At 73.7% G+C, this 13,513-nt stretch carries 4 protein-coding genes; 2 read left to right on the forward strand and 2 right to left on the reverse strand.

What is annotated here, in order from left to right; genetic code table 11:
* Positions 1-9,933 (forward strand): amino acid adenylation domain-containing protein (locus ACGF2V_RS17460; protein WP_392912540.1); only part of this gene is annotated, 9,933 nt, incomplete at its 5' end.
* Between the two features lie 224 nt (positions 9,934-10,157).
* Here ACGF2V_RS17460 and ACGF2V_RS17465 read toward each other — a convergent pair.
* Both ACGF2V_RS17465 and ACGF2V_RS17470 read right to left on the reverse strand, forming a co-directional pair.
* Positions 10,158-10,667, reverse strand: coding sequence for a GNAT family N-acetyltransferase (locus tag ACGF2V_RS17465; RefSeq protein ID WP_362624302.1), 510 nt, complete (start codon positions 10,665-10,667; stop codon positions 10,158-10,160).
* Between the two features lie 151 nt (positions 10,668-10,818).
* Positions 10,819-11,802 carry a helix-turn-helix transcriptional regulator gene (locus ACGF2V_RS17470; protein WP_362706844.1) on the reverse strand — a complete coding sequence of 328 codons (984 nt, stop codon included), beginning with the start codon at positions 11,800-11,802 and terminating at the stop codon, positions 10,819-10,821.
* 257 nt (positions 11,803-12,059) lie between these two features.
* On the opposite strand from ACGF2V_RS17470, the gene ACGF2V_RS17475 reads away from it, so the two are divergent.
* A complete protein-coding gene (locus ACGF2V_RS17475) occupies positions 12,060-13,469 on the forward strand; it encodes an aminopeptidase P family protein (protein ID WP_362706847.1) in 1,410 nt (469 codons plus the stop codon).
* Positions 13,470-13,513: the final 44 nt, after the last annotated feature.

The raw sequence follows: 13,513 nt of genomic DNA on the forward strand, positions 1-13,513 counted from the left end.
CGTGAGCAGGCGGCGGCCGTACTCCCCGAGTACATGGTGCCGACGGCGTTCGTCGTCCTGGACGAACTGCCGCTCACCGTCAACGGGAAGGTCGATCGCAAGGCGCTGCCCGCACCCGAGGCGGAGTCGGGCGCGGGGGAGGAGTACGTCGCCCCGCGCACCGACGCCGAAAAGACTCTTGCGGGCATCTGGGCGGACGTCCTCGGCGTCGAACGTGTCGGCGTCCACGACAACTTCTTCAGCCTCGGCGGAGACTCCATCTCCAGCCTTCAGGTCGTCTCCCGCGCCCGCGACGCCCTGGGTGTCGTGCTCTCCCCGCGCGCTCTGTTCGACCACCCCACCGTGAGCCGCCTCGCCGCCTCCCTCACCCCCGCAGCGGCGCCGGACCCGGCGCTCACGCCCCTTCCGCGACCGGCCGACGGGCGGCTTCCCCTCTCCTACGCACAGGAACGCCTCTGGTTCCTCGACCAGTTCGCGCACACCACCGTCGAGTACAACGTCGTCGACGCCCTCCGCCTCACCGGAGCTCTCGACCTGTCCGCTCTACGTGTCGCGCTCGCCGCCCTGGTCGCCCGGCATGAAGCGCTCCGCACGACGTTCGGCGAGGTCGACGGCCACGGCGTCCAAGTCGTGCACGACACGACCATGGCGGTGAACGCCGCGACGGAGCGGGCCACGGCCGAACGGACCACAGCGGAGAACGCCCCAACCGAGCCCTCCCGTCTCCTCCGCGTCGTCGACGTCACGGGCGAGGACGAACTGGACGCCCTTCTCGCCGAGGAGGCGGTCGCGCCGTTCGACCTGCGCAACGGGCCGTTGTTCCGCACGCTTCTCGCCCGCCGGGCCGACCGGCCGCAGGAGCACGTGTTGGTGCTCGCGATGCACCACATCGTCACCGACGGCTGGTCCATGGGTGTGATCACCCGCGAGCTGAGCGCTCTCTACGCCGCCGCCGTCCACGGTACGACCGCAGAGCTTCCCCAACTCCCTTTGCAGTACCCGGATGTCGCCGTTCACCAGCGTGCGCGGCGGTCGGCGGTCGGCGGCGGTGGCGCATCGGTGGACGACGGTCTTGCCTACTGGAGGCAGCGGCTGGCCGGTCTCGAACCCCTGGACCTGTCCACCGATCGCCCCCGCCCCGCCGTCCGGACCACCGCCGGCGCCTTGTACTCCTTCGACGTGCCCGGGGCCGTGGCCGAGCGGTTGCGCGAGGCGGGCCGCGCGCACGGCGCGAGCCTCTTCATGAGCCTGACGGCGATCACCCAACTGCTCCTCTCACGGTGGAGCGGGCAGCGCGACATCGCGCTCGGCACGGCGGTGTCGGGCCGAGAGCGCGCCGAGTGGGAGAACCTGGTCGGCTTCTTCGTCAACACACTTGTCCTACGGACGGACGTCGACGAGTCGCGCGGCTTCGGCGCGCTGCTCGCGGACGTGCGCGAGACGGTCCTGGGGGCCTTCGCCCATCAGGACGTGCCGTTCAGCCTGCTCGTCGAGGAGCTGGCCCCGGAACGGGACACCAGTCGTACACCCCTCGTGCAGGCGATGGTGAGTCTTCAGAACACCCCGACCGCTGACCTCGATCTGCCCGGCCTCCACGTCGAGCCGGTCGAACTGGACCGGGAGACGGCTCAGTTCGACCTTACCTTCGGCTTTCTGGAGGACGACGGTCGGCTGCGCGCGGGCGTGGAGTACAACACCGACCTGTACGACGCCGACACCGTCGGCCGCATGGCGGCACACTGGCTGACCCTGGCGCAGGCGCTGCTCGCTGCCCCGGCCGACACCCCCCTCCATACCCTCGCCGTCGAGAACGGACCTGCTGACCACGCAACCGCCGGCGAGGGAGCCGCTGACCACGGAACCGCTGAGACCACGATCGCCGGCGACGGACCCGGCGCCCACGCAACAGCCTCCGTCCACGAGCCGTTCTGCGCTCCCGAACCCCTCTCCGCGCCTGCGTTCTCCGCGCCTGCGCTCTCCGCGCCCGTGCTCTTCGCGCTGCGCGTCGCCGAGACGCCCGACGCACCGGCGGTCATCAACGCGACCGCGCCCGACGCGGAAACCGTCACCTACCGCGAGCTCGACCAGCGGGCCAACCGCCTCGCCCGGCACCTGATCGAGGCGGGCATCGGCGTCGAGTCGCGGGTCGCGCTGCTGTTGCCGCGCTCGGTGGACCAGGTCGTGGCGGTGCTGGGCATCCTGAAGGCGGGCGCCGCGTACGTTCCGGTGGACCCGGGCTATCCGGAGGACCGGATCGGCTACATCCTGACGGACAGCAGCGCCGACCTGCTCCTCACCCGCACCGCACTGTCCGGCAGGCTGCCCGCCTCCGGTACGCCCCGGACGCTTCTGCTCGACGCGCCCGAGACCGCTCGCGCGCTCGCCGCACATGCCCCGGGCGACCCGGGCGACCCGGGCGTCCATGTGCCGGTCACCGCCACGGCGTACGTCATCTACACCTCGGGCTCGACCGGCCGCCCCAAGGGCGTCGCCGTCACCCATGCGGGGATCGCGGCGCTGGCCCGTACACAGGCCGAACGGCTGGGGGCCGGCCCCGGTGCGCGGGTGCTGCAGTTCGCCTCGCCGGGCTTCGACGCCTCCTGGTGGGAGCTGTCCATGGCACTCCTGACCGGCGCCGCCCTCGTCGTCGACGAGACACCGGGAGGGCAGGACGCCGACTGGGGCGCTCGGCTCGGTCCGGTCGTCGCCGCGACCGGGGTGACTCACGCAACCCTGCCGCCCGCCCTGGTCGCCGCGCTCGATGTGGCCGACCTGCCTCCGGTCCTGACCGTCGCGGGCGAGGCATGCCCCGCCGACACGGCCGACCGGTGCGCGCCGGGGCGAACGATGCTCAACGCGTACGGGCCGACCGAGACCACCGTCTGCGCCACCATCAGCGCACCGCTCGTCGCCGGGGCGGGCGTCCCGCCCATCGGCGGCCCCGTCACCGGCACGCGGGTGACCGTCCTCGACGCCTGGCTGCGGCCCGTCCCGGTCGGCGTCCCCGGCGAGCTGTACGTCTCCGGGGCCGGGCTCGCCCGCGGCTATCTGGGCCGCGCCGGCCTCACAGCCGCCTCGTTCGTCGCCGACCCGGGCGGGAGCGGTGAGCGGCTGTACCGCACGGGCGATGTCGTGCGGCGGCGCGCGGACGGCACGCTGGAGTACGTGCGGCGGGGTGGTGACGGCCAGGTCAAGATACGTGGCTTCCGGGTGGAGACCAGGGAGATCGAGCACGTGCTCGCGGCCCACGCCTCCGTCGCCCAGGTCGTCGTCGACGCCCTCGCGGACCGGCCAGGCGCTCCCGCCCGGCTCGTCGCCCACGTCGTGCCCGTGCCGGGCCGGCCGGTCGACGCGGCGGCGCTGCGGGAGCACGCCGCGGCGACGCTGCCGGAGTACATGGTGCCGTCGGCGTTCACGACGCTGGACGCCGTCCCACTGAATGCGAACGGCAAGGTCGACCGCAAGGCCCTGCCCGCGCCCGACCCCGAGGCGACCGACGCGTACGTCGCGCCGCGCACGGCCGTCGAGAAGACCCTCGCCGCGATCTGGGCCGACGTGCTCGGCGTCGGACGGGTCGGCGTCCACGACAACTTCTTCGATCTCGGCGGCGACTCCATCCTCAGCATCCAGGTCGTCGCCCGGGCCCGCAGGGCCGGTCTCGTCCTGTCGTCCCGTGACGTCTTCGCCCGTCAGACCGTCGCGGCCCTCGCGGGTCTCTCGGGTCTCACCGCGCCCGGGAACGCCGCAGGGCAGAACGGCGACGGTTCCGGACCGGCCATGCTCGCCGAGCAGGGGGAGGTGACGGGCGAGGTCTCCCCGACGCCGATCCGGGAGTGGTTCTTCGCCACGCACACCGAGGACCCCGCGCACTTCGCCATGTCGATGGCGTTCGAACTGGCCGAGGACCTGGACGCGTCCGCTTTCCGCGCGGCCGTGCGGGCCGTGCTGACCCACCACGACGCGCTCCGCACGGTCTTCGCCGACCACCCGTCCGGTTCACCGACCGCGCGTATCGTGCCCGTCGCCGACCTGCCCGACCTCGGCGGCGTCGTGGAGGAGCACGACCTCTCCGCCGACCCCGACCCCGAAGTGGCCTGGACCGCGCTGGCCTCCGCCGCCGCCTCCCGCATCCGCCTCGACCGGGCCCCTCTGCTGCGGGTCCTCGTCGCGCGGGGAGCCGGGCCGCGGCCCCGGGTGCAGTTCACCGCCCACCACCTGGTCGTCGACGGGGTGTCGTGGCGGATCCTGCTGGACGACATCGAGACGGCGTACCGACAGGCCCTCGTCGGCGAGTTGCCCGACCTCGGCGCGAAGACCACCTCGGTGCGCCAGTGGGCCGACCGCCTCGCCGCACACACCCGCGACGGCGGCTTCGACGACCAGCGCGCCCACTGGGCGTCGGCGCTCGACGGGGCGCCGACCGCGCTTCCGCTGGACACACCCGGCGGCGACGACACCGTGGCCGCCGAGCGGACCGTGCTCTGCGAGCTGGGCGCGGACGAGACGGCGGCGCTGCTGCACCGGGTGCCGCAGGTGTACCGCACACGTGTGGACGAGGTGCTGCTCGCGGCGCTCGCCCGCACCCTGCGCGGCTGGACCGGGCAGGACCGGGTGGCGGTGGACCTGGAGGGACACGGGCGAGAGGAACTGTTCGACGACATCGACCTGACCCGCACCGTCGGCTGGTTCACCTCGCTGTACCCGGTCGCGCTCCCGCTGCCCGCGGGCGACGACTGGTCGGACACGATCGTCGCCGTCAAGGAGAGACTGCGGGCCGTGCCCGACCGGGGCGTCGGCTACGGAGCGCTCCACCTCGGCGGCGCGGCCGCCCTCTTGGAACGGCCGCGGGTCAGCTTCAACTACCACGGCCAGTTCGACGTGACGGCCGCCCCGCGGCCCGGGTCGCCCTCCACCTCGCGGTCCGCTTCCCCGGCCGCACCGCAGTCCGTGTCCCCGGCCGCCACGCACACCGGCGCCGAGCCCTCCGCGCAGTCCCCGGGCGGCGGGCGCGGGCTCTACCGCGCCGAACTGTCCGACGCGGGCGGCGACCGCAGCGGCCGCGAGCGGCGCAGCCATCTCCTGGAGGTCGTCGGCGGCGTCCAGGACGGCCGGCTCGTCTTCTCGTGGACGTACTCGCCGGGGCTGCACCGGGAGGAGACCGTGCGGCGGTTGGCCGACGCCTTCACGGCCGCGCTCGCGGACTTCGTCGCACACTGCGCGCAGCCCGCGGCGGGCCGCTGCTCGCCCGCGGACTTCCCGCTCGTCGCGCTGACGCAGGACGAGGTGGACCGGGTCGTCGGCGACGGCCGCGACGTGACCGACGTGCTGCCGCTGACGCCGCTTCAGACGGGAATGCTGTTCCACACCCTCGCGGCACCGGACTGCGCCGCGTACCTGGAGCAGTTCGCCTGCGTCCTCGACGGCGTGACCGACGCGGCGGCTCTCGCCCGCGCCTGGCGGCGGGTCGCGGACCGGACGGACGCGCTGCGGGTATCGGTGGCATGGCAGGAGACCGAGCGGCCGGTGCAGGTCGTGCACCGCGAGGCGCCGCTGCCGGTCACGTTCCTCGACTGGTCCGCCTGCGCCGACGAGGACGACCGCGCGGCGCGAGTCACGGCCCTGCTCGCGGCGGACCGGGAACGCGGCATCGATCTGGGCACGGCGCCACCGGCCCGGCTCGCCCTGGCCACCCTCCCCGGCGGGGCCGTGCAGGTCCTCTGGACCTTCCACCATCTGCTCCTGGACGGGTGGAGCAGCGCCGCGCTCCTGTCGGACGTGATCGCCGAGTACGCGGAGCCGACCGGCGCGGACACCGCGCGGCCGGCCCCCGCGCGCGGGGCGTTCCGGGACTACCTGGAGTGGCTGGGGGCACGCGACCACGCGGAGGGGCGCGCCCACTGGCGGGAACAACTGGCCGGTTTCGCCGAGCCCGTGGCCCTGCCCTGCGACCGTCCGGCCGTCCGGGGACGTCAGGGACGGTCGACCGAGCGGGTGGCGGTGCCGCTGTCGGCGGCCGAGGCGCAGCGGGCGCGGGTGTTCGCGCGACGCCACCGGCTGACGCCGAACGCGGTCGTGCAGGGTGCCTGGTCGCTGCTCCTGGCACACCACAGCGGCGCGCGGGACATCGTGTTCGGTGCGACGGTCTCCGGGAGACCCGCCGAACTGCCCGGCTCCGACAGCATCCTGGGCCTGTTCATCAACACCCTCCCGGTACGGGTGGACGTCTCCATGGACCTCCCCGTCGTGCCCTGGCTGTGCGGGATCCAGGAACGGGCCGTCGAGGCGCGTAGGCACGAGTACGTGGCGCTGAGCGACATCGAGACCGAAGTCCCTTCCGGCACGGCGCTGTTCGACACCCTGGTGGTGTTCGAGAACTACCCGGCGGACGCCGACGCCGCCGCGCGGCACGGCGTGGGGCTGCGGGACGTGACAGCGGTCGAGGCCACCAACTACCCGCTCACACTGATCGCGGGCGGCGGCAAGGGCGACGCAGGCGGGCTGAGCATGGATCTGGCCTACGACCCGCTGCGGTTCGACGCAGTCACCGCGCGGCGGCTCGCCGAGCACCTGGCCCGCATGGTGCGGGAGCTGACCTCCGGGGAGGCGGCGACCCTCGCGGACGTGGCCCCGCTGTCCGCGTACGAGGCGCGCCGCGTCGCGCACTGGGGCGCCGGCCGCGAAGGTTCCACTCCGGTCGCGTTCGGCGAGTGGTTCGCCCGGCGGGCCGCCGCGCACGCGCGGACACCCGCGCTGGCGTGGGGCGGCGAGGAGATCTCGTACCGCGAACTGGACCGGCGGGCGGACCGGATGGCGGGGCTGCTGCGCGCCCGCGGCGTCCGGCTCGAATCACGGGTCGCGGTGATGCTGCCCCGCACGCCCGATTGGGTGGTCACGGTGGTCGCGGTACTGCGGGCCGGCGGCGTGTACGTCCCGGTCGACCCGGGCTGGCCGACCGAGCGACTGGACTACGTGCTCGCCGACTGCGCTGCGAGCGTGCTGGTGACCGACCGCTCCGGCGCCGACGCGCTCACCGCCTCGCCCGCGCGGACGGAACGCACCGCGCCCGTCGTCCTCACGGTCGACGACCCGGCGCTCGTCCGGACCGACGCCGGGGCGGTCACGCGGCCCTTGCGGGTGCCGGTACCCGCGTCGGCAGCGGCGTACGTCATCTACACCTCCGGCTCGACGGGCCGCCCGAAGGGCGTGGTCGTGCCGCACACCGGTCTCGCGTCCCTCGCCCGGACCGTCCGGGACCTGGACGGGGAGGGCGCCGACGCCCCGACCGCGCGCGGCCCGGGCGGAGACGGCACCGCGGACGGCGGGCGGTTCCTCCAGCTCGCGTCGTCGGGGTTCGACGCCTCCTTGCTCGAACTGCTGATGGCGTTCAGCGGCGGCGGCACCCTCGTCCTGCCCTCCGACCCCGGCGTCCGGGACGCGGACGGCACGCCGCTGCCCATCGGTCCGCTCGCGGGAGAGGACCTCGCCGACGTCCTGGAACGGGAACGCGTCACGCACGCCTTCATCCCGCCGACCGTCCTCGGCAGCATCCCGGCCGGCCGGGCAGCGGGCCTGCGGACGCTGCTGTCGGGCGGGGAGGCCGTCACCGCGGACCTCGTCGCGCGCTGGGCGGACGGCCGCCGGATGCTGAACGCGTACGGCCCGACCGAGACCACGGTCGTCGCCACGCTCAGCGGCGCGCTGCCGCCGGCCCCCGCGACCGCGGCGGCCGTGCCCCCGATCGGTCGCCCGGTCTCCGGCACGAAGGTGTCGGTGCTCGACGGACGGCTGCGCCCCGTCCCGGTCGGCGTACCCGGGGAGTTGTACGTGACGGGCGCGGGTGTGGCCCGCGGCTACCTGGGCCGGCCGGGTCTGACGGCCACCCGTTTCGTCCCCGACCCGGCCGACCCGAAGGGCGCCGCACGGCTCTACCGGACCGGCGACGTGGTGCGCTGGCGGGCCGACGGGCGGCTGGAGTTCGTCGGCCGTGCCGACGACCAGGTGAAGATCCGCGGCCTGCGGATCGAGCTCGGCGAGATCGAGGCGGCGCTCGCCGCCCATCCGGCGGTCGAACAGGGCGCGGCCGTCGTACGGGAGGACCGGCCGGGCGCGAAGCGGATCGTGGCGTACACGGTTCCGGCCGAGGGCGCGGCGCCGTGCGAGCCCGAGGAGCTGCGGTCCCATCTGGCCCGGACGCTGCCCGACTACATGGTGCCGTCGGCGTACGTGACCCTGCCCGCGCTGCCGGTGAACGCGAGCGGCAAGACGGACCGCAAGGCGCTGCCCGCGCCGCCTGAGGCCGGGCCGGTCGCCGGACGTGTCGGCCCGCGCACGCAGACCGAGCGGACGCTCTGCGCGATCTGGGCGGACGTGCTGAAGGCCGACGAGGTCGGGGTGCACGACAGCTTCTTCGACCTGGGCGGTGACTCCATCCTCAGCATCCAGGTCGTGTCCCGGGCCCGCCGCGCCGGTCTCGAACTGTCCTCGCGGGACGTGTTCGTGGGGCAGACCGTCGCGGTCCTGGCGGCGGAGGCCGACGCGGCCCGCGAGACGGGATCCTCGGCGGTCACCGCCGAGGACACCGAGACCGGCGAACTGCCCCTCACGCCGATCGCGCGCTGGTTCTTCGCCACGCACCCCGTCGCCCCGGCCCACTTCGGCATGACGAACTCCTTCGAACTCGCCCCCGGAACCGACCCGTCGGCACTGAGGGCGGCCGTGACGGCCCTGCCGGCCAGGCACGGGGCGCTGCGCTCCACCTACGCGCCCACCGGTGCGGACGGCCGGTGGACCGGGCGGGTCGCGGCCGTCGAGGAGACCGACCCGGACGCCGTGTTCACCGTGCACGACCTGTCCGGCACGTCGGACGAGGCCGCCGCGCACGCCCGTTGGGACGCCGTCGTCCGCGCCGCGCAGGCCGGCTTCAGGCTGGACGAGGGCCCGTTGCTCCGGGCCCTGTACGCAGACCGGGGCCCCGGCCGCGCGCCCTGGCTGACGCTCACCGCGCACCACCTGGTCGTCGACGGCGTGTCCTGGCGGATCCTGCTCGACGACCTGGAGGCCGGATACGCGCAGGCGGTGGCGGGCGAGCCGGTCGAGGTGCGGCCCCGGACCTCGTCGGTGCGACAGTGGACACGCCGACTGGAACGGCACCTCGCGGAAGACGGGTTCGGCGCGGAGCTGGACCACTGGCGGGCCACCGCCGACGCGGCGCGCGAGGCCGCCGGCGCCCTGCCGGTGGACCGTCCGGACGCCCCCAACACCGGGGCGGAGCTGGACGCGGTGGCGGTCACCCTGGGTGCCGAACGGACCCACGCGTTGTTGCACGCCGCGCCCGGCCGCTACCGCACCCGGATCGACGACCTGCTCCTGGCAGGGCTCGGCCGGGTCCTGTCGGACTGGACCGGCCGCGACGACCAGGTCGTCGCGCTGGAGAGCCACGGCCGGGAGGACCTCTTCGAGGACATCGACCTGTCGGGCACGGTCGGCTGGTTCACGGCCCTGCACCCGGTGGCGCTGCACACCCCGGCCGGGGCCGGCTGGGCGCAGACCGTCCGGGCGGTCAAGCGCCGGCTGCGGGCGGTCCCGCACCACGGAGTCGGGTACGGTGCCCTGCGCTGGCTCGGCGAGGGCCTGCTCCCCGAAGCGCCCCATCCGCAGATCAGCTTCAATTACCTGGGCCGGTTCGACATGGCGGGCGGCGACGGCGGCGCCAGCTGCGCGGGCGGCCTGCTCCGCCGCGAACTGGACGTGATCGGCCGTGACTTCGACCTCGGCGAAGCCAGGCCGCATCTGATCGATGTCGGCGCGCTGGTGCAGGGCGGCCGGCTGACCGTGAGCTGGTCGTACTCCTCGGCCCAGTACGAGCGGAGCACCATCGCCGCCCTGGCGGACGCCTACGCGAGCACGCTGGGAGAACTCGCCGAGGGAAGGTGACACGACCGACCGACGGCCGGTGACCACCGGCAGCGGGGGCGGGGCGGAGGGCGCCCCGCCCCCTTGCGTGCGGGCGGCGAGTGTCCCGCCCCCTTGTGTGCGGGGCGGCGAACGCACCGTCGCTTTGCGCGCAGAGCCGTGCGGCCGGCCGACCGGGCTCCGCCGTACTCCTCGTGTCCCTCGTGCCTTCTCGTGCTCCGGGCGGGGGCCTCGCCGCCCTTCCGTCAGGCCGGAAGCTCCCGCGGATCCATGACCCAGTGGTTGGTCCTGAAGACACGGCCCGCGAACGTCATGTCGGTTTGCGAGAGGAACCGGAAACCGACGGAGCGACAGATGCCGTTCGACGCCGCGTTGCCCGTCGCAGGGAAGGCGTGAACGAGGCCCCAGCGGTCCTGGTCCCGGGCCTGTTCCAGGAGGGCGCGGACGGCGCGCTTGCCCAGTCCCCGCCTCTGGAACTCGGGCAGCACCATCCACCCGATCTCGGAGACCGGTCCCTCATCGGTGTCGCGGGACCAGAGATTCACCGTGCCCGCCACGACGTCCGGTTCGGTCCGATCGGGAATGATCATCTTGAGCCACGCGAGGTCGTCCGCCGCCTTCCGGGCATCCCGGCGGACCTTGTCAGCCATCCCCTCGCGCGGCAGAGGTCCGCCGAGATCGACCATCATCTCGGGATCGCACCGCATCCGGATGTAGGCATCGACATCGTCCGGAGTGACGTTCCGCAACTGCACAGGTTCCTCCTCGGTCTCACGCGGATGGTCCCATGTTCCGGGAACGCCGGTCACCGGCTTTCCCGGGGGCCGCTTTTGCGCGTACGACGCCGGGCGGTGCTTTGCCCGCGGGTGGTACGGCCGGCGCGCCGGGCCGGGACGCCGCTTCCCGTCACAGCCATCCGCTGCGCTGTGCCTGCAAGGCCAGTTGGAAGCGGTTCACGGCGCCCAGCCGGGCCATCAGGATCTGCAGGCGGCGGAAGAGCGTGCGGCGGCTGATACCCAGCTCACGGGCGATGACGTCGTCGCTCGCGCCGCCCGCGAGAAGCCACAGCAGGCGGCGGTCGGCGGGGGACAGGCCGCCGGGGCGGGTGGTGCGGCCGTCGAGGGGCAGGGCGTTCAGCCAGCACTGCTCGAACAGCGCGACGAGGGCGGAGAGCAGGCCGCACGGCTGCACGACCAGCATGGTGTTGTGGACGTCGGCCTCTTTGCTCGACAACGACACGAGGGCGTACGCCTCGTCGATGATGAGGAGCTTGACCGGTACCGACGGCAGCACCCTGGCCTGTTCGCCCGCCTTGACGCACGGCTCGACGGCCTCCCTCAGATGACCGGGGTGCTCCAACGACTCCCGCGAGTACACGACACGCTGCGTCACACCCCGGGCAAGCGTCGCCAACGCATCCTCCGTGGCGCCCATCAGGGGGAAGTACGGCGGCGACTCGAACTGCCGGATCTGATCGCGGGCGCTCATCCAGGCGCGGCGCATCCTCGGGCCGATGGCGTCGCCGGTGACGACCTCGACGAGATGGTCGTTGTACGCGGCGAGCCGCTGCCGCCGGAACGACTCGAACGCACCCCCGACGACGAGGCGCGACTCCTCGACCTCGGCCACACGGTGCCGGGCGAGGACCTCCAGACCGGCGGTCGGCGGAACCGGGGCCACCACGTCCCCGCCCTCCTCGGCGGCGCTGGCCAGACCGGCGTCGACCAACGTGTCGTAGGCCGCGGCCAGTTCCGGACCATCCAGGCCGACCGAGGCCGCGATCACGCTCAGCGGAGCGGGAGCCAGGTCGAGCAGTGCCAGATAGACCCGGACCGCCGTGTGATCGATGCCCAGGAGCCGAAGGGCCTCGCCGAGTCTCACGTTCGTCATGTGCCGCATTCGTTCGTCATACGTCGCATTATCGACGGCCCCGGTCGGGCCCCTGTGGCCGATGCGTGCCAGTGTCACTTTCGCGCACCGGTCGCGCACGGCGCGGGATACCGTTCCGGGAACCGCCGACCCCCGGCGGCGGCGAGGGCACCCGGCCGCACCCGGGAACATGTCCGTCCGCGTGGACCCCCGTCCCGACGGACACTCCGGCCCTCGCCGCGCAATGACCGAACGCGTCGAGAAGAAGGGCGTATGCCGTGGCGAAACGCCGGAAGAACGGTCTGTACCCGGAGATATCCGAGGAGCTGTCCGCGCTGATGCGGACGGGGTGGGAGGACACCGAGCAGCACGACCTGCGGCTCGACGAGCAGGCCCCGTACGCGGCAGGTCGCCGCGCCGCGCTCTCCGCGCGTTTCCCGGGCGAACGCCTCGTGATTCCCTCGGGCCACCTCAAGATCCGTTCGAACGACGACGTCTACCCGTTCCGGCCCTACTCGGGCTACGTGCACATGACCGGGGACCAGGCCCGGGACAGCGCTCTCGTCCTCGAACCCCGGCCGGACGGCGGCCATGACGCCTACTGCTACCTGCTGCCGCGGGACAGCAGGGGCGACAACGAGTTCTGGACCGGTCCCACGGCGGAGCTGTGGATGGGCCGGCGCCGCACCCTCGCCGAGTCGGAGCAGGTCCTCGGTCTGCCCTGCCGGGACATCCGCGCGGCGGCCGATGAGCTCGCCGCCTGCGGTACGCCGACCCGGATCGTCCGGGGCATCGCCCCGTCCCTGGAGGCCGCCGTCACCACGGACGAGGAGCGCGACGCCGAACTGGAAGAGGCGCTCGGCGATCTGCGCCTCGTCAAGGACGACTGGGAGATCGCCGAACTCCGCAAGGCCGTCGACTCCACGGTCCGCGGGTTCACCGACGCGATCGGTGAGCTCTCCGGGGCGGTCGCATCCTCCGAGCGGTGGATCGAGGGCACGTTCTTCCGCCGCGCACGCCTGGAGGGCAACGCCGTCGGCTACGGCACGATCTGCGCAGCGGGCGAGCACGCCACGATCATGCACTGGACGGACAACGACGGCCCGGTGCGCCCGGGGGAGCTGCTCCTGCTCGACGCCGGCGTGGAGACGCGCAGCCTCTACACCGCCGACGTCACGCGCACCCTGCCGATCAGCGGCACCTTCACGCCGCTGCAGCGCAAGGTCTACGACGCGGTGTACGAGGCCCAGGAGGCCGGCATGGCAGCCGTCAAGCCCGGCGCCGCGTACCGGGACTTCCACGAGGCGGCCCAGCGCCACCTTGCGGCGCGGCTGGTCGAGTGGGGCTTCATCGAGGGCCCGGCCGACCGCGCGTACGAACTCGGCCTCCAGCGCCGCTTCACGATGGCGGGCACCGGTCACATGCTCGGTCTGGACGTCCACGACTGCGCGCAGGCCCGTAACGAGGAGTACGTCGACGGCGTACTGGAGCCGGGCATGGTGCTCACCGTCGAGCCCGGCCTGTACTTCCAGCCGGACGATCTCACCGTGCCCGAGGAGTGGCGCGGCATCGGCGTCCGGATCGAGGACGACCTGGTCGTCACCGACGACGGCCACGAGAACCTGTCGGCGGGCCTGCCCCGGTCCGCGGACGAGGTCGAGGAGTGGATGGCCCGCTTCGCGGGCTGAGCGCGTCGAGAACGGGCGCCGGCCCGGGACCTCTCCGTGACGAG

Origin of the sequence: Streptomyces sp. NPDC047982, from assembly GCF_043204165.1 — a bacterium.
In the GTDB taxonomy this organism is placed as follows: domain Bacteria; phylum Actinomycetota; class Actinomycetes; order Streptomycetales; family Streptomycetaceae; genus Streptomyces.

Bases quoted from the DNA above. Each gene is read 5' to 3' on its own strand.
- ACGF2V_RS17470 (WP_362706844.1), bottom strand. From the start codon at position 11,802: ATGACGAACGTGAGACTCGGCGAGGCCCTTCGGCTCCTGGGCATCGAT.